Origin of the sequence: Neobacillus vireti (assembly GCF_036962345.1) — a bacterium.
GTDB lineage: Bacteria > Bacillota > Bacilli > Bacillales > Cytobacillaceae > Neobacillus > Neobacillus vireti_A.
This window is the reverse complement of record NZ_JBALNB010000005.1, coordinates 170945-190179: the sequence shown is the minus strand read 5'-3', so window position 1 is coordinate 190179 and position 19235 is coordinate 170945. Positions and strand designations below refer to the sequence as shown.

The 19235-nt window shown below is 38.6% G+C and carries 16 protein-coding genes; all 16 read left to right on the top strand.

The features are described 5' to 3' along the window. The 16 genes from V7108_RS04755 (at window position 1) to V7108_RS04680 (ending at window position 19190) form a co-directional block, all read left to right on the top strand. On the top strand, window positions 1-789 hold the full coding sequence (locus V7108_RS04755) for a phosphatidate cytidylyltransferase (RefSeq protein ID WP_335567461.1): 789 nt from the start codon (window positions 1-3) through the stop codon (window positions 787-789). Window positions 790-818: 29 nt separating this feature from the next. Continuing rightward, window positions 819-1961, top strand: coding sequence for a 1-deoxy-D-xylulose-5-phosphate reductoisomerase (gene dxr / locus V7108_RS04750; protein WP_335567460.1), 1143 nt, complete (start codon window positions 819-821; stop codon window positions 1959-1961). Between the two features lie 17 nt (window positions 1962-1978). Beyond that, entirely contained in the window at window positions 1979-3238 is a 1260-nt protein-coding gene (gene rseP / locus V7108_RS04745) for an RIP metalloprotease RseP (RefSeq protein ID WP_335567459.1), read from the top strand. 136 nt (window positions 3239-3374) lie between these two features. Beyond that, on the top strand, window positions 3375-7694 hold the full coding sequence (locus tag V7108_RS04740) for a PolC-type DNA polymerase III (RefSeq protein WP_335567458.1): 4320 nt from the start codon (window positions 3375-3377) through the stop codon (window positions 7692-7694). Window positions 7695-7941: 247 nt separating this feature from the next. Next, complete coding sequence (rimP, locus tag V7108_RS04735) at window positions 7942-8412, top strand: ribosome maturation factor RimP (RefSeq protein ID WP_335567457.1); 471 nt, start codon at window positions 7942-7944, stop codon at window positions 8410-8412. A 39-nt stretch (window positions 8413-8451) separates the two neighbouring features. After that, on the top strand, window positions 8452-9573 hold the full coding sequence (gene nusA, locus V7108_RS04730; RefSeq protein WP_335567456.1) for a transcription termination factor NusA: 1122 nt from the start codon (window positions 8452-8454) through the stop codon (window positions 9571-9573). Between the two features lie 18 nt (window positions 9574-9591). Continuing rightward, window positions 9592-9876, top strand: coding sequence for an RNase P modulator RnpM (rnpM, locus tag V7108_RS04725; RefSeq protein WP_335509350.1), 285 nt, complete (start codon window positions 9592-9594; stop codon window positions 9874-9876). Beyond that, window positions 9873-10175: a YlxQ family RNA-binding protein gene (locus tag V7108_RS04720; protein WP_335509353.1), complete on the top strand. Its 303-nt coding sequence runs from the start codon at window positions 9873-9875 to the stop codon at window positions 10173-10175. The genes rnpM and V7108_RS04720 overlap by 4 nt, the downstream gene beginning before the upstream one ends. Window positions 10176-10195: 20 nt before the next feature. Continuing rightward, the gene (infB, locus tag V7108_RS04715; protein WP_335567455.1) at window positions 10196-12466 is read left to right on the top strand and encodes a translation initiation factor IF-2; all 2271 of its coding nucleotides are present in this window, start codon (window positions 10196-10198) and stop codon (window positions 12464-12466) included. Beyond that, window positions 12463-12744, top strand: a complete 282-nt coding sequence (locus V7108_RS04710; protein WP_335509357.1) for a DUF503 domain-containing protein — start codon at window positions 12463-12465, stop codon at window positions 12742-12744. Before infB ends, V7108_RS04710 begins: the two co-directional genes overlap by 4 nt. Window positions 12745-12760: 16 nt before the next feature. Further along, on the top strand, window positions 12761-13132 hold the full coding sequence (gene rbfA, locus V7108_RS04705) for a 30S ribosome-binding factor RbfA (RefSeq protein ID WP_335509360.1): 372 nt from the start codon (window positions 12761-12763) through the stop codon (window positions 13130-13132). Window positions 13133-13191: 59 nt separating this feature from the next. Then, window positions 13192-14112 (top strand): tRNA pseudouridine(55) synthase TruB, encoded by a 921-nt coding sequence (gene truB / locus V7108_RS04700; RefSeq protein WP_335509362.1) that lies wholly within the window; start codon window positions 13192-13194, stop codon window positions 14110-14112. A gap of 32 nt (window positions 14113-14144) precedes the next feature. Next, on the top strand, window positions 14145-15116 hold the full coding sequence (ribF, locus tag V7108_RS04695; RefSeq protein ID WP_335567454.1) for a bifunctional riboflavin kinase/FAD synthetase: 972 nt from the start codon (window positions 14145-14147) through the stop codon (window positions 15114-15116). A gap of 140 nt (window positions 15117-15256) precedes the next feature. Next, entirely contained in the window at window positions 15257-15526 is a 270-nt protein-coding gene (rpsO, locus tag V7108_RS04690) for a 30S ribosomal protein S15 (protein WP_335509366.1), read from the top strand. Window positions 15527-15924: 398 nt separating this feature from the next. Next, entirely contained in the window at window positions 15925-18051 is a 2127-nt protein-coding gene (gene pnp / locus V7108_RS04685; protein WP_335567453.1) for a polyribonucleotide nucleotidyltransferase, read from the top strand. A gap of 191 nt (window positions 18052-18242) precedes the next feature. Continuing rightward, window positions 18243-19190 (top strand): polysaccharide deacetylase family protein, encoded by a 948-nt coding sequence (locus V7108_RS04680; protein ID WP_335509370.1) that lies wholly within the window; start codon window positions 18243-18245, stop codon window positions 19188-19190. The last annotated feature ends 45 nt before the right edge of the window (window positions 19191-19235 follow it).

Here is a 19235-nt window from a genome sequence, read left to right as displayed (position 1 = left end):
ATGAAGCAAAGAATCATTACAGGGGTCGTTGCAGCTGCTTTATTTTTACCGATTGTTTTTTATGGTGGACTGCCATTCGTATTATTAACGTACTTTCTTGCAAGTGTTGGTTTGTTTGAATTATTAAAAATGAAAAAACTTAGTATTTTTTCAGTTCATGGACTGCTGGCTCTTTTATTTCTTTGGGTTATCCTTTACCCAGAGCAGTATGATGATCTATTAAATACTTTTAATTATACAAAAACAGAAATTGGGATTGTTCTTATCCTATTGTTATTAGCCTATACAGTGATTACTAAAAATCGATTTACATTTGAAGATGCTGGGTTCTCAATTTTATCAGCTATTTATGTAGGTATTGGCTTTTATTTCTTTATTGAAACGCGTGATGCGGGTATTGTCTATATTTTTTATTCTTTATTTATGATATGGGCGACGGATTCAGGTGCCTATTTTGTTGGAAAAGCTACAGGAAAAACAAAACTTTGGCCGGAAATAAGTCCGAATAAGACGGTTGAAGGATCGTTAGGTGGAGTGATTTGTGCATTACTGGTTGCTGTCTTATTTGCCATTTTTTCAGAAATTAACGCCTCTATCATTTCTTTAATGGCAATTACGATCGTTCTTTCAATCTTTGGACAAATCGGTGATCTTGTTCAATCAGCTTTTAAACGCCATTTTAATGTTAAGGATTCCGGAAATATTTTACCAGGTCATGGTGGAATTCTTGACCGCTTTGATAGTCTCTTATTCGTGTTGCCATTATTGCATTTATTTCATTTATGGTAGATGTTACCAAAGTTCGGAGTTGAATTTTTTTGAAAATGATTAGTATTTTGGGAGCAACAGGTTCGATTGGCACCCAAACATTAGATATAGTTAGAGAACATCCATCTGAATATAAAGTTGTTGCCATCTCGATAGGGAAAAACTTAGAATTAGCTAGAAAAATGATCAGTGAATTTAGTCCTGAGATTGTTTCAGTACAAGAGTATCAAGATTGTCTTACATTGAAATCGGAATTTCCCAATACTAAGTTTACTTATGGCGAAGAGGGCCTAATTGAAGTAGCTGTATATCCTGCTGCTGATATTCTTGTAAATGCAGTCCTAGGAAGTGTGGGATTACATCCTACTTTACAAGCGATTGAAAGTGGTAAAACAATTGCAATCGCGAATAAAGAGACACTTGTGACTGCGGGTCATCTAGTAATGGAGGCCGCGAAGAGAAATAACGTGTCATTACTGCCAGTAGACAGTGAACACTCAGCTATTTTTCAATGTTTACAGGGCGAAAAGGAAAAAAACATTGAAAGACTAATATTGACGGCATCCGGCGGTAGTTTTCGTGATCGTTCACGAAACGAGTTGGAATCCGTAACTGTTAAAGAAGCACTAAATCACCCTAATTGGTCAATGGGTGCAAAAATAACAATTGACTCTGCCACGATGATGAATAAAGGACTTGAGGTAATCGAGGCTCATTGGTTATACGATATGCCGTATGAAAAAATTGATGTTTTGCTACATAAGGAAAGTATTATTCATTCAATGGTAGAATTTCATGACAGCAGTATCATAGCCCAGCTTGGTACACCAGATATGAGGGTACCAATTCAATACGCACTATCCTATCCTGACCGATTACCGCTTCGATCTTCACAAAGATTAAATTTGGCTCAAATTGGTAAATTGCATTTTCAAGAAATGGATGTCGATCGTTTCCGCTGTATGCAATTTGCTTACGAGGCTGGAAAGAAAGGCGGAACACTGCCGACTGTTTTAAATGCAGCGAATGAAGCTGCAGTAGCAGCATTTTTAAATGAAAGTATTAGTTTCTTACAGATTGAGAATTTGATTGAGAAGGCATTAACTAAGCACGATTTGATAAACAATCCTAACTTATCCACTATTCAAGAGGTGGACAAAGAAACAAGACAATATGTTAATTCATTACTATAAAAAAGGGGTTTTTTAGTTTGAGTACAGTTATTGCCTTTATTGTTATCTTTGGTGCTCTCGTCTTCTTCCACGAATTGGGCCATTTGGTTTTTGCGAAACGTGCTGGTATTTTATGCCGTGAATTTGCCATTGGATTTGGCCCCAAGGTTTTCTCGCATAAAAAGGGTGAAACGACCTATACAATCAGATTATTGCCAATCGGTGGGTTTGTGCGTATGGCTGGTGAGGACCCAGAAGTAGTTGAAATAAAACCAGGTTATCGGATCGGTTTATTATTCGACAAAGATAATACTGTGAATAAAATCATTATAAACAATAAAGAAAAATATCCTGAATGCCGCATTATTGAAGTAGAACATGCAGATATTGAACACAAGCTGTTTATTAAAGGTTATCCAGAGGACGAGGAAGAGAACTTGCAAACTTTTTCCGTTAGTCCGACAGCCGTTACAGTTGAAAATGGAATTGAAACTCAATTAGCTCCATATAATCGTCAATTTGCTTCCAAAACCCTGCCACAAAGAACAATGGCTATTTTTGCAGGTCCGATGATGAATTTTGTCTTGGCCTTCTTCTTATTCATTATCATTGCATTCTTGCAAGGAGTTCCTACGAACGAACCCAAATTAGGTGTAATCACGCCGGATGGTGCAGCAAATGCAGCTGGATTAATGGAAGGTGACATTGTACAAAGTATTAATGGCGCTGAGATCTCAAGCTGGTCGGATGTGGTAGAAATCATTAGGGAAAATCCAAATGAAAACCTTGATTTTACAATAAGCCGTGAGGGTCAAGAACAGGAAATCTCTGTAACACCAAAAGAGCAGAGTGTTGAAGGTGAAAAAATAGGTCTAATTGGTGTATATAGCCCGATTGAAAAATCACCATTAAAAGCGATTACTGCTGGGTTTACTGAGACATACTTTTGGACAAAGCAAATTTTTGTCATGTTAGGGCAGCTAATCACTGGCCAGTTCTCCATAGACATGCTTTCTGGACCGGTTGGCATTTATGCTTCCACCGATACAGTCGTACAGTCAGGAATATATTATGTGATGAAATGGGCCGCGATATTAAGTATTAACTTAGGGATCATGAACCTTTTACCGATTCCGGCACTTGATGGTGGAAGATTAATGTTCTTCGCAGTAGAGGCAGTTAGAGGAAAGCCAATAGATCGTCATAAGGAAGGAATGGTCCACTTTATCGGATTTGCACTGCTTATGCTTTTGATGTTGGTCGTTACTTGGAATGACATCCAAAGGTTTTTTCTATAAGAAATCCAATTATTTAAGGGTTCCACTGGAACCCTTTTTTGGTTTTATTTTTCTGTCGAATTTAGCCGAAAGAAAAGCTATCATATGATATAATTACTCTTTGACATAGATAAAGATATAGATGGGAGAGGGAATGATGAGCGAACATGCCTCAGGCAAAAAAGAGCGATTCTTACTCTTGCTCCAGCAACTAGAATTAAAAGAGGACGCTGTAGTAGCACAATTTCAAAATGCTCAAATTGAAAGATTTATTGTCGGGAAAAAGGCACGCAAATGGCATTTTCAATTTTTATTAGAAAAAATACTTCCTTTTAGTTTGTACCTTCGCTTCACTACCCAACTAGAAAGAAAGTTTTCAAATATTGCAAGTATCTCCTATGAAATTCAAGTAGCGGAGCCAAGCTTTAACTCTGAACTACTTCTGGATTATTGGAATTATAGCATTCAGCAAATTGATGGTATTTCACCTCCGATGTTAAAACTATTAAATGAGCAGGTACCAATGATTAGTGGGAATAAGCTAACGATTTCTGTCCGTAACGAAACAGAGGGCATGGCTTTAAAAAGGAAATATGGATCCCTGATTACAGGACTCTATCAATCATTTGGATTTCCGACCTTAACCATTGAAACGGATGTAAGTACAGTAGAAAAAAATGACGAATATCAACAATTTTTACTCGCGAAACAAAAGGAAGATCAGGAACGCGGACTCGCTGCATTGGCTGATTTGCAAAAGAAAGAGGCCGAGAAAGATTCAGGAGTTATTCAAGAAGGACCACTTTCGATTGGGCTTACAATTAAGGATGATTCCGACCTTCGAAACATGATTGACATAGTTGACGAAGAGAGACGAGTCACCGTGGAAGGTTTTATTTTTGATGCGGAGACAAGAGAATTAAGAAGTGGGCGAACTCTGTTAACGTTTAAGATTACTGATTATACAAGCTCACTGATGGTTAAAATGTTTTCTCGGGATAAAGAAGACGCAGCACTTTACCAGCTTGTTAAAAAAGGTATGTGGGTAAAAGTTAGAGGAAGCATTCAAAACGATACCTTTGTCCGTGATTTAGTCATGATTGGAAATGATATTAACGAAATCAAACCACCGGGACGTAAGGATACTGCTCCAGAGGATGAAAAGCGTGTGGAGCTTCATCTTCATACACCAATGAGCTCAATGGATGCTGTCACTCCAGTAGGAGCGCTTATTACTCAAGCGAAGAAGTGGGGCCATAAAGCGATTGCGGTAACCGATCATGCTGTTGCCCAATCCTTCCCGGAAGCGTATGGTGCTGGAAAGAAAAATGATATCAAAATCCTTTATGGAGTTGAAGTAAATCTTGTTGATGATGGTGTTCCTATTACCTATAATGACGCTCACCGTTTAATTGCAGAAGATACATTTGTTGTATTTGACGTTGAAACGACGGGTCTGTCTGCCGTTTATGATACGATTATTGAACTTGCAGCTGTAAAAATAAAAGATGGGGATATCGTTGACCGTTTCGAGTCCTTCGCTAATCCGCATCATCGACTATCGGCTACAACGATTAACTTAACAGGAATAACCGATGATATGGTACAAAATGCTCCTGAAGTCGGAGAAGTCATACAAAGGTTTCATGATTGGGTAGGAGACGACGTGCTAGTTGCGCACAATGCCTCCTTCGATATGGGATTCCTCAATGTTGGATATAAAAACATTGGGCTGGGAAAGGCAAAAAATCCAGTCATTGATACGCTCGAACTGGGTAGATTTCTATATCCAGAAATGAAAAATCATCGATTAAATACATTAACCAAGAAATTTGATATTGAATTAACCCAGCACCACCGAGCGATTTATGATGCGGAAGCAACAGGTTACTTGTTGCTGAAAATGCTTAAAGATGCACTTGATAAAGGTATCGAATACCATGATCAATTTAACGATAACATGGGGAAAGGAAATGCCTATCAGCGGGCACGTCCTTACCACTGTACACTGCTTGCACAAACAGAAGCAGGTTTAAAGAATTTATTTAAACTTGTTTCGATTTCCCATATTGAATATTTTTATCGAGTTCCGAGACTGCCCCGGTCTGTCCTTCAAAAATATCGAGAAGGAATTCTGGTCGGATCTGGCTGTAATAAAGGGGAAGTTTTTGAGGGGATGATGCAAAAATCTCCTGATGAAGTGGAAGCTTTTGCACAGTTCTATGATTACCTTGAGGTAATGCCTAAGGAAGTAAATGCTCCATTATTAGAAATGGAATTAGTTCGTGACGAAAAGGCGTTAGAAGATATTATTGGGAACATCGTAAAGCTTGGCGATAAATTAGGCATTCCTGTTGTGGCAACTGGTAATGTCCATTATTTAAATGAAAACGACAAAATCTATCGAAAAATATTGGTGAACTCTCAAGGCGGGGCCAATCCACTAAACCGACATCATTTACCCGATGTTCATTTTAGGACAACGAATGAAATGCTTGATGCCTTTTCTTTCTTAGGCAAAGAAAAAGCGAAGGAAATTGTCGTTACCAATACAAACAAAATTGCAGATATGATTGACGTCATAAAACCTATTAAAGACGATTTGTATACTCCTAGAATCGAAGGCGCCGATGAAGAAATGCGGGAAATGAGCTATTCAATGGCAAAGAAGATCTACGGAGAACCGCTTCCAGAAATTGTAGAAGCACGTCTTGAAAAAGAATTAAAGAGTATTATTGGACATGGTTTCGCCGTTATTTACTTGATTTCACATAAGCTTGTGAAAAAATCGTTGGATGATGGTTATCTTGTCGGTTCACGTGGTTCAGTCGGATCGTCCTTAGTAGCTACTATGACAGAAATTACAGAGGTAAATCCTTTGCCACCACATTATGTTTGTCCAACCTGTAAGCATTCGGAATTCTTCAATGATGGTTCCGTTGGTTCAGGCTTTGACTTACAAGATAAGGATTGTCCGCAATGTGGCGGTAAATATAAAAAAGACGGACACGATATTCCGTTCGAAACATTCCTTGGCTTCAAAGGTGACAAGGTTCCGGACATAGATTTGAACTTTTCCGGAGAGTATCAACCTCGTGCTCATAACTACACGAAAGTTCTTTTCGGTGAGGACAATGTCTTTAGAGCTGGTACTATTGGAACCGTTGCAGATAAGACTGCTTTCGGCTATGTAAAAGCCTATCAGCAGGACAATAACCTTCAATTACGTGGGGCGGAAATTGAACGCCTTGCCTCTGGCTGTACGGGTGTAAAAAGAACAACGGGTCAGCATCCGGGTGGAATAATCGTTATCCCTGATTACATGGATGTTTATGATTTTTCACCGATTCAATTCCCTGCAGATGATCGAAACTCGGAGTGGAAGACAACTCATTTCGACTTCCATTCAATTCATGATAATGTCTTGAAACTTGATATACTTGGTCATGATGATCCAACAGTAATAAGAATGCTTCAGGACCTTAGCGGTATCGATCCTAAAACCATCCCTACTGATGATCCTGAAGTAATGAAGATATTTAGTGGAACCGAATCTCTAGGTGTAACAGAACAGCAAATCATGTGTAAAACAGGTACGCTTGGGATACCAGAATTCGGTACACGATTTGTCCGGCAAATGCTTGAAGATACAAAACCGACGACTTTCTCTGAATTGGTCCAAATCTCCGGTTTATCGCATGGAACCGACGTTTGGCTCGGAAATGCACAAGAATTAATTCATAATCAAACCTGTACCTTAAGTGAAGTTATAGGTTGTCGTGACGATATCATGGTATACCTAATTTATCAGGGGCTAGATCCATCCTTTGCTTTTAAAATTATGGAATCTGTACGTAAAGGGAAAGGTCTCTCTGAAGAAATGGAAGCCGAAATGCGCAAGAATGAAGTACCTGAATGGTATATTGATTCTTGTAAAAAGATCAAATACATGTTTCCAAAGGCACACGCAGCAGCGTATGTATTAATGGCCGTAAGAATTGCTTATTTCAAGGTTCATCTTCCGCTTCTCTACTACGCGGCATATTTTACTGTTCGTGCAGAAGATTTTGATATCGAAGCGATGTCAAGAGGGTCTGAATCTATTCGTGCAAAAATAGAAGAAATTAACGCAAAAGGGTTGGAGGCCTCAAACAAAGAGAAAAACCTCCTAACGGTCCTTGAATTGGCATTAGAAATGACGGAAAGGGGCTTTTCTTTCCAAAATTATGATTTATATAAATCAGATGCGAAAGAGTTCATCATCGAAGGAAATTCATTAATTCCACCTTTTAATTCTATACCAGGGCTTGGTACGAATGCTGCATATAACATTGTAAAAGCAAGGCAGGATGGAGAGTTTCTATCTAAAGAAGATTTACAGCAGCGTGGTAAAGTATCGAAAACTATTCTAGAATATTTAGATAAGCAAGGGTGTCTTGGAGCCTTACCAGAACAAAATCAGCTTTCACTATTCTAGCTTGCTTATCGCCCTAGGAAAAAAGAAGTTCATGTCTTCCCGCTAAGGGTGGTTCGGCTATTGTTGTTTGCATATAAAATTTGGTTATGGTATAGTTTTATTGGAAATACTAAGAAATACTCTCGTGTACAAGAGTGGGGAAACCCGCTCTTTCGTTTTTGTATTGGATAATTTTACAGAGTTATTTATAAAACTTTCCGTGAAATACGTATAATATGGGTGAAAATGTCGGTAAAGGAGGTTGAAAATGAGTAAAGTAACGAAAGTAGTAGAAGAGCTAGCGCAGCCAATTATTCAAGAATTAGCGTTAGAATTGGTGGAAGTTGAGTTTGTAAAAGAAGGAAAAAACTGGTTTCTGCGCGTATATATTGATAAAGAAAACGGTGTTGATATTGAGGACTGTGGCATTGTCAGTGAACGGCTTAGTGAAAAACTCGATGAGCTTGACCCGATAACCCAAAATTACTTTCTAGAGGTTTCCTCTCCTGGTGCTGAACGACCGCTTAAAAAAGCAAAAGATTTCGAAAAGGCAATTGGTAAGAATGTATTTATCAAAACATATGAACCAATTGATGGCGAAAAAGGATTTGAAGGGACGTTGCTGGATTATAACGGTGAAATCGTGAAGATTGAGATGAAAATCAAAACCCGTAAAAAAGTCATCGAAATTCCTTTTGAAAAAGTAGCTAGTGCAAGACTTGCAATCGTTTTTTCATAATAAAAGATAAATACATGAAAGATTGGGGGAAATGATCAAATGAGCAGCGAATTATTAGATGCTCTTACAATACTAGAAAGAGAAAAGGGCATTTCTAGAGATGTATTAATTGATGCGATTGAAGCTGCACTGATTTCAGCCTATCGTCGTAATTTCAATCAAGCCCAAAATGTTCGAATTGATTTAAATTTACAAGCTGGCTCAATGAGAGTTTTTGCAAGAAAAGAAGTAGTAGACGAAGTTTTTGACCCTCGACTTGAAATTTCATTAGCAGATGCTAGAAACATTAACCCAAACTACGTGGTTGAAGATGTGGTTGAAATGGAAGTAACGCCTAAGGATTTCGGAAGAATTGCGGCACAAACAGCAAAACAAGTTGTGACACAACGGGTTAGGGAAGCTGAAAGAGGCATTATTTATTCTGAGTTCATCGATCGTGAAGAAGACATCATGACCGGTATTGTTCAAAGACTTGATTCAAAATTTATTTATGTCAGTCTTGGGAAAATAGAAGCTCTGCTGCCTGTAAATGAACAAATGCCAAATGAGCGTTATAAGCCTCATGATCGTATAAAGGTTTTTATTACGAAAGTAGAAAAGACAACAAAAGGACCACAGATTTTCGTATCTCGTACGCATCCTGGGCTGCTAAAACGATTATTCGAAATTGAGGTCCCAGAAATATATGATGGTACAGTCGAGATAAAATCAGTGGCTCGAGAAGCAGGTGACCGTTCGAAAATTTCGGTTCATTCCGAAAACAATGAAGTTGATCCTGTGGGATCCTGCGTAGGTCCAAAGGGTACAAGGGTTCAAGCCGTTGTGAATGAGCTAAAAGGTGAAAAAATCGATATTGTGAAATGGTCAGATAATCCTGTTGTCTTTGTTGCTAATTCCTTAAGTCCATCTAAAGTTTTAGATGTTATGGTGAATGAATCAGAAAAAGCGACAACAGTAGTAGTACCAGATTATCAGCTCTCTCTTGCTATTGGGAAGCGTGGACAAAATGCCCGTCTAGCAGCAAAACTAACTGGCTGGAAAATTGATATTAAATCTGAAACAGAAGCACGTGAAATAGGAATCTATCCACGTGAAGAAATGATTCGACTGTTTGATGATCAAACAGATGTAGACTTTAATGATGAAGAAGAAAAGTATTAATAAGTGAGGTGAATGATCGTGAACAATCGTAAAAAAGTTCCTATGCGTAAGTGTGTCGCAACCGGTGAAATGAAGCCGAAAAAAGAACTCGTTCGCATCGTTCGCTCAAAAGAAGGGGAAGTATCGATCGACTTAACAGGGAAAAAGTCGGGTAGAGGTGCATACCTTTCTAAGGACAAGGAAGCGGTCCTACTAGCCAAGAAAAAAAATATCCTATCGAACCATCTAGAAGTTTCTATAGGTGAAACAATATATGAAGAACTTTTAGAACTGATAGAGAAGGAAAACAGGCAATCTATATGAATACCAATCAATGGATGTCGTTACTTGGCTTAGCCAATCGAGCACGGAAAATCATATCGGGTGAGGAGCTTTCTGTTAAGGAGATACGAAGCGGAAAAGCAAAGCTCGTTTTATTATCGGCAGATGCATCTGCAAATACGACAAAAAAAATTACAGATAAATGTAAGTCATACGAAGTTCCATATAAACTAGTGGAAGATCGCCACCTTCTAGGCCAAGCGATTGGCAAAGAAGCCCGCGTTGTTGTAGCTGTACTAGATGATGGATTTGCAAGAAAACTGATGACGTTGCTCGATTAATTCTAGCGGGGGTGAAAAATATGAGTAAAATACGTGTTTACGAATATGCAAAGAAACACAATATTTCAAGTAAAGATGTAATTACCAAATTAAAAGAAATGAACATTGAGGTTTCCAATCATATGGCAACAATTGAGGATGCAGCGGTTGTAAAACTAGACGCAGCCTATAATAAGAATGAAAGCAAACCACAACAAAATCAAGCTAGACCGCAACAGCAAAATCGCCAGAATCAGAAACCACAGCAGGGAGTTAAACCACAAGTGCAAAGTAAAACAAGCCCAAAAGCTTTTGAGGATGATGACTCAAAGACAGCAACTCCTAGCAAGGTGAAAGTAGTGTCACCACCAAAAACGGTTGATAGTAAAAAGAATAGTCAACAATTCCAATCTAAGGAAACTAAAGTGTTCAGCGCTGGTAAAGGGAATAAAAAACCTTTTAATAATAATAATCAAAATCGCAATAATAATAACAACCGGAAAAAGAACCACACACCGGTTCAGCAAGCACAGCCTCAGGTAAAGAAAGTAAAAGAACTGCCGGCTAAAATTACTTTTAGTGAATCTCTGACTGTAGGTGAACTTGCTAAAAAGATCTACCGTGAACCTTCTGAAATTATTAAAAAGCTCTTTTTACTAGGCGTTATGGCGACAATTAATCAAGTCTTAGACAAGGACGCCATTGAATTAATCGCTGGTGAATACGGAGTAGAGGTTGAAGAAGAAGTAAAAATTGATACGACCGACCTTGAAGTTTATTTTACTGAAGATGAGTCTAATGACCTTATTGAAAGACCATCAGTTGTAACAATTATGGGTCACGTTGACCATGGGAAAACAACATTGCTTGATTCCATTCGTCACACTAAGGTAACCGAAGGTGAAGCTGGTGGAATTACCCAGCATATTGGTGCCTACCAAGTTGTTGAAAATGGAAAGAAGATAACATTCCTTGATACACCGGGACATGCAGCCTTCACAACGATGCGTGCTCGTGGTGCAAAAATCACAGATATCACAATCCTAGTAGTAGCGGCTGATGACGGTGTTATGCCGCAAACGGTTGAAGCCATTAACCATGCTAAAGCTGCTGAGGTTCCAATTATCGTTGCGGTTAATAAAATGGATAAAGAGGCTGCAAACCCGGATCGTGTTATGCAGGAACTTACCGAGCACGGATTAGTTTCTGAAGCTTGGGGAGGAGATACGATTTTCGTTCCAATTTCTGCGAAAAATGGTGATGGGATAGACAGTTTGCTTGAAATGGTTCTACTTGTTAGTGAAGTGGAAGAATTTAAAGCAAATCCAAATCGTAAAGCTGTTGGTACCGTTATTGAAGCCCAATTAGATAAAGGCCGCGGTTCAGTTGCTACACTCCTCGTTCAGAACGGAACACTGAAGATTGGTGATCCAATTGTTGTTGGTAACACTTATGGCCGTGTTCGTGCAATGGTGAATGATTTAGGACGCCGTGTTAAAGAAGCTGGACCATCAACACCAGTTGAAATAACTGGCCTAAGTGATGTTCCGCAGGCTGGTGATCGTTTCGTCGTATTTGATGATGAGAAAACAGCTCGTCAAGTTGGTGAGGCACGTGCACAGCAGGCATTGGCAGTACAGCGCGGTGAAAAATCAATTGTCAGCTTAGAAAATTTATTTGAACAGTTAAAGCAGGGAGAAATGAAGGATTTAAACATTATCCTAAAAGCTGATGTTCAAGGTTCAGCTGAAGCTGTAGCAGCTTCTTTGCAAAAAATTGATGTTGAGGGTGTTAATATCAGAATTATTCATAGTGGTGCAGGTGCCATTAATGAGTCAGATATTACGCTTGCCTCCGCTTCTAATGCGATTGTAATAGGCTTTAATGTACGCCCTGATGTAAATGCCAAACGTGCAGCAGAGCAAGAAAAAGTTGATGTTAGGCTTCACAGCATTATTTACAAGGTTATTGAGGAAATTGAATCTGCTATGAAAGGTATGCTTGATCCTGAATTTAAAGAAAAAGTAATTGGTCAAGCGGAAATTCGTCAAACCTTTAAAGTATCAAAGGTTGGAACGATAGCTGGTTCTTATGTAACAGACGGAAAAATTACTCGTGATAGCGGAATTCGTTTAATTCGTAACGGTGTGGTTGTTTTCGAAGGTCAAATCGATGCACTGAAACGTTTTAAAGATGATGCTAAAGAGGTTGCACAAGGTTATGAATGTGGAATCACCATTAAAAACTTCAATGATGTAAAAGAAGGAGATATTATTGAAGCTTTCATAATGGAAGAAATTGAACGTAAATGATTGTAGGAACAGCCGTTTGTGAATGTATCATCTATGATGCTCATTCTTTAAAAGAGAAACGTGCCGTTTTGCAGCGGATTCTAACCAGGTTAAAACAAAAATTTAATGTATCAGTTTCAGAGGTAGACTATCAGGACATGTGGCAGAGAACGAAAATTGCTATTGCAGCGGTAACGTCCTCTCGTGTAATGACTGAAAGAGAACTTCAAAATGCACTTAAATTAATTGATTCTTTTCCTGAAATAGAAAGAACAATCACCGATATAGAATGGCTTTAAGTTAAGAGGTGAAGTGATGAGTCACAGAGCAAATCGTGTTGGAGAACAAATGAAAAAAGAACTAAGTGAGATCATTGGCCGAAAAATCAAAGATCCACGGATCGGTTTTGTTACGGTTACAGATGTTCAAGTATCTGGAGATCTTCAACAAGCTAAGGTATATATTTCTGTTTTGGGCGATGAAGAACAAAAGGAAAACACATTGAAAGGTCTTGCGAAAGCGAAGGGATTTATCCGAACTGAAATTGGACATCGTATTCGTTTACGTAAAACACCTGAGATCCTTTTTGAATGGGATGAATCAATGGATTATGGAAATCGTATTAATTCCCTCATTCATCAATTGCACCATGAAGAAAAAGGCATGGAAAAAAATGAAGAAGAATAAATGGATAGACACATGTCTATCCATTTTTTTCGATATAAAATAAAATTGAGGTGTTTGTGATGGAAGGAATATTACCTTTGTACAAACCTGCCGGGCTGACGTCACATGATTGTGTATTTAGACTTAGAAAGATTCTCAGGACGAAAAAAGTAGGACATACCGGTACTCTAGATCCTGATGTAACCGGAGTTCTTCCTATTTGTATAGGGAAAGCAACAAAAGTAGCTGAATACATAACAGATGCTGGAAAAAGTTATGAAGGAGAAGTAACGATAGGTTTCTCCACTACAACAGAGGATGCTTCAGGTGAAAAGGTTGAAGAAAGGAAGGTAGAAAGATCCATAAATAGGACAGAAATACTACAAGTCCTTCATTCTTTAACAGGGGAAATCAAACAAACCCCACCAATGTATTCTGCAGTAAAAGTTAATGGTACTCGGCTATATGAATATGCACGTAAAGGAATAGAAGTGGAACGTCCTACTCGAAAGGTGACGATTTATTCAATTGATTTGCTGGATGATCGTGATGAATTTTCAGGAGAGCTGATTACCTTTCGGTTTAGAGTAAGCTGCAGTAAGGGAACATATATCAGGACACTAGCTGTCATGATTGGTGAAAGTCTGGGATACCCTGCACATATGTCAAACTTAGTCAGGGTCCAATCCGCTGCATTTACCATTGATGATTGTTTGACATTTGAAGAGATTGAAAAGTTAATGGAAACTGGCACGATTTCGACTTGTTTAAGACCCTTAGAAATGGCACTTTCTCATTTGCCGAAATACATAATAAATGATAAAGTAGCAGAGAAAGTGAAAAATGGCGCACTTTTACCAATACCAGAGCATTTAAAAAATACTAACGGACCTATTAGCGCTGAGACAGAAGAAGGCAAAGCTCTTGCCATTTATTCGGCACACCCGAACAAGCCAGGGCTCTTAAAACCAGTTAAAGTGCTGCGTAATGATCAAGGTTAAAAAGGTTACGGTCAAGAAAAGGTGAGTTTCATTTGGAAGTAATAAAGTTAAATTATCCATTAAATTTAAATAAAATAGGATTACCACCGTTATCTATGGCACTGGGCTATTTTGACGGAGTCCATCGCGGCCATCAAAAGGTTATTCTTGAAGCAAAACAGCAAGCTGATCAAAAAGGGCTCCTGTCAGCAGTGATGACGTTTGATCCTCACCCATCTGTCGTGTTAGGGAAAAGTGAAAAGCATGTTCAATATATAACACCCATAGCTGATAAAATTAACCTAATTGAGGCAATAGGCATCGATTATCTTTTTATTGTCCATTTTACCTCAGAGTTTGCTAACTTGCTGCCGCAAGAGTTTATTGACCAGTATGTTATTGACCTTAATGTAAAACATGTCGTTGCTGGATTTGATTTCTCTTATGGTCGTATGGGAAAAGGCACGATGGAAACCTTGCCATTCCATTCGAGAGAAAAATTCAATTTTACAGTTGTTGAAAAATTGACCTGCGGCGCTGAAAAGGTAAGTTCAACACGAATTCGTCAATTTATTAGAGAAGGCAATACTGTTGAATTGCCAGGGCTGCTCGGCAGGTTCTATATAACGGCAGGTGAGGTCATCCACGGTGATAAAAGAGGCAGGACGATTGGATTTCCAACTGCAAATGTTGAAACATTTGATGAGTATATTTTACCGCCGCTTGGCGTTTATGCAGTAAGAATCAAGATAGGTGAAAATTGGTATGAAGGTGTTTGTAATGTAGGTACAAAACCAACCTTTAATATGGATGCTTTTAGGGTATCAGTGGAAGTAAATGTTTTTCATTTTGACCAAAGTATCTATGGTGAACATGTCATTGTTGAATGGCACAAATACCTTCGTAAGGAACAAAAATTCTCCGGAATAGAAGAACTCGTTTCTCAAATCGAAAGAGATAAACAGAATGCAATTCAGTATTTTAATAAAATCGACAAACACTTACTAAATGATTGCGAAAAATAGCTTTTTATTAGGTTAGAACTTGCTTTTTGCCGCGAAACGTTGTATTCTTATTAACGTATTAAAAATAACCTTTGCTTGGCAAGTCGAGTCACCGACGCTTGCTCAGTAACAGGGGATAGTAAATTTAGGAGGTGAATAGGATGGCAATCACTCAAGAACGTAAAAACGAACTAATCAATGAGTACAAAACTCATGAAAACGACACTGGATCTGCAGAGGTTCAAATCGCTGTCCTTACTGAATCAATCAACAATTTGAATGAGCACTTACGTACTCATAAGAAGGACCACCACTCACGTCGCGGTCTGTTGAAAATGGTTGGTAAGCGTCGTAATCTTTTAACGTATCTACGTAACAAAGATGTTCAACGTTACCGTGTATTAATCAATAAGCTAGGACTTCGTCGATAATCAAAAGAAGCGGGATTTTTCCCGCTTTTTTGTTAGGTTTAAAAAGGAAAGCGGAAGCGCCTTCGGAACAAGCACAGCCTGTTCCTGCGAAGTTTATTCAAAGGAGCTTTCCTTAGTGCACAGCCCCGACAAGCATAAGTCAAGCGCTGGCAGAAGGCGTGCTTTTTGCCTTCCGAAGTGATTGGCTGTAGACCGTAGAGGGGCTAGGCGCTGGAGCTAGACAAAACAGGACTAGATTGAAATAATCTCTTATACATATTTTAAGTCGCAGAATTTTGTGCATACTATAAGTATATTTGTATTGATATCATAAGCTAAAAAAGCTTTTATATTAGAGAATTAGAGCGATACTTTTCGCAATATCCTCTAGTGTGATTTGGATAGAGAGGGGTAAAATAATGGAACAAACGAAACATGAGTATTCCATGGATTGGGCTGGCCGTAAATTAACCGTTGAAATTGGCCAATTAGCCAAACAGGCAAATGGAGCGGTAATGGTCCGTTATGGAGATACAGCAGTTTTAAGTACAGCAACAGCTTCAAAAGAACCAAAAAACTTAGACTTTTTTCCATTAACATGTAACTATGAAGAAAGATTATATGCAGTAGGGAAAATTCCTGGGGGTTTTATTAAACGTGAAGGTCGTCCCAGCGAAAAAGCAATTTTGGCAAGCCGACTAATTGACCGCCCAATTCGCCCGCTTTTTGCTGAAGGATTCCGTAATGATGTCCAAGTCATTAGTATTGTTATGAGTGTGGATCAAGACTGCTCGTCAGAGATGGCTGCAATGTTTGGATCTTCTTTAGCACTTTGTACATCTGACATTCCATTCGAAGGTCCGATAGCAGGAGTAGTCGTTGGTAAAATTGGTGAGGATTTTGTTATCAATCCAACAGTAGAACAAGCTGAACAAAGCGACATTCACCTCACTGTTGCAGGAACCAAAGATGCGATCAATATGGTTGAAGCTGGAGCAGATGAAGTTTCGGAAGAAGTCATGCTGGAAGCTATTATGTTTGGACATGAAGAAATTAAACGACTTATTGCCTTCCAAGAAAAGATTATGGCTGAGGCGGGCAAGGCAAAACGAGAAATAACTCTTTACGAAATTGATAAAGAGCTTGAAGCCGAAGTAAGAGAAATGTGCGAAGCGGATATGGTAACTGCCATTCAAGTTCAAGAAAAACATGCTCGTGAAGATGCCATTAAAGAAGTGAAAAATCGTGTCATTGCTAAATTTGAAGAAAATGAGGCAACAGACGATGATTTGAAGCAAGTAAAACAAATATTAGACAAAATTGTTAAAGGTGAAGTTCGCCGATTAATTACAGTTGAGAAGATTCGTCCGGATGGTCGGAAAATCGATGAGATACGCCCACTTTCATCACAAATAGGTATCTTGCCGCGTACCCATGGCTCTGGATTGTTTACTCGTGGACAAACTCAAGCCTTAAGTATTTGTACATTAGGAGCAATGGGAGATGTGCAAATATTAGATGGTCTTGGTATTGAAGAAGAGAAGCGTTTCATGCATCATTATAACTTCCCTCAATTTAGTGTAGGGGAAACTGGACCTATTCGTGGACCAGGTCGTCGTGAGATTGGACATGGTGCTCTTGGTGAACGTGCCTTAGAACCAATTGTTCCATCAGAAAAGGATTTCCCGTATACGATTCGTCTTGTTTCTGAAGTACTTGAATCCAATGGTTCTACTTCTCAAGCAAGTATATGTGCAAGCACACTTGCAATGATGGATGCTGGTGTTCCAATAAAAGCACCTGTAGCTGGAATTGCAATGGGTCTTGTTAAATCTGGCGAGCACTATACGGTATTATCTGACATTCAGGGAATGGAAGATCACCTTGGAGATATGGATTTCAAAGTGGCAGGAACTGCTAAGGGAGTAACTGCTTTACAAATGGATATCAAGATTAAAGGACTTTCTCGTGAGATCTTAGAAGAAGCACTTCAACAGGCTAAAAAGGGAAGAATGCATATCCTTGATTCTATGCTTGCAACCATTTCAGAACCAAGAAGTGAACTTTCTAAGTTTGCTCCAAAAATCTTAACGATGAAAATTAACCCAGACAAAATCCGTGATGTTATTGGACCAAGTGGTAAACAAATCAATAAAATTATTGAAGAAACTGGCGTTAAGATTGATATCGAACAAGATGGAACAGTATTCATTGCTTCAAGTGATCAAGAAATGAATCAAAAAGCAAAGAAAATTATCGAAGATATTGTCCGTGAGGTTGAAGTTGGGCAAATGTACCTTGGTAAAGTGAAAAGAATTGAGAAATTCGGTGCTTTCGTGGAAATTTTCGCCGGTAAAGATGGACTTGTCCATATTTCTGAATTGGCTGAAGAGCGAGTTGGAAAAGTGGAGGATGTCGTTAAAATTGGTGACGAAATTTTAGTGAAAGTTACTGAAATTGATAAGCAAGGACGTGTTAACCTGTCACGTAAAGCCATATTAAAGGAACAACGTGAAAAAGCCGAGAAGGCAGCGGAAAAACAATAAGTCTGTCTCGCAAGCACAATAGGAAGGTCAGGGGTAACCCTGACTTTTTCAATGTTAATTCTATCCCGCACTAAGGAAAGCTCCTTCGAATAGTCATCGCAGGAACAATCTGTGCTATTCTGAAGGTGATTCCGCTTTTAGTTCTACCTTGTCCTCTTTATTCATATATTCTGTATGAAGGGGGAAGGTAAATGAAGAAGTTAAGTTTAATCGCTTTCTTTTTATTAGCAGCATGGTTTTCGGTTAACAATCATCTTGTTGGTACATACGTGGCTTCACTGAAAGATAACGTGCTGGCTGTAGGAAAGCAAGAAAATCCTTTGTATCAAAGTATTGTAAAAAATGCTTCTACATATGAAATACCACCTTCCGATGCAAAAATCGATAGAGTGTGGAAAGCAATCCCAGGTTATAATGGGGTAACTGTTGATATTGACGCTTCCTATAATAATATGAAGAAAACTGGATCTTTTGATGAAAAAAAGTTGGTATATAAACAAATTGAACCCTCTGTTCATCTAAATGATTTGCCTCCATCTCCAATTTACCGTGGACATCCAGATAAGCCAATGGTCAGCTTTATCATTAATGTAGCATGGGGAAATGAATATTTGCCCGATATCCTAGCTGCCCTTAAAAAACATCAGGTTTCAGCAAGTTTTTTCCTAGAAGGAAATTGGGTGAAGAATAATCCCGATTTAGCAAAAATGATTGTTAGCGCTGGCCATGAGGTTGGAAACCACTCGTATTCACATCCTGATATGAAAAGGTTAGCTGCCTCCCAAACAAGGGAACAACTAATAAGGACAAACGAAGTAATTAAAGCTGCAACTGAGAAAAAAAGTGAATGGTTTGCTCCCCCGAGTGGGAGTTATCGTGATGAGACGGTAAAAATAGCGGCTGAATTAAATATGAAGACAGTCATGTGGACAGTAGATACGATTGATTGGCGGAAACCTACACCAGATCAATTAATAAATCGGGTAATCTCAAAAATTGATAAGGGTTCTATGGTACTCATGCACCCAACAGAATCTACAGCCCAATCGCTTGACCGGCTGATTACAATGATTGAAGAAAAAGGTTTAATCATTGGTACTGTAAGTGAATTAATGAAAGAAGAAAGAATCATGAAATAAAGTGGACGGTGTTTTCAGATAATAAAGGAAAATAGCTATGCTAAA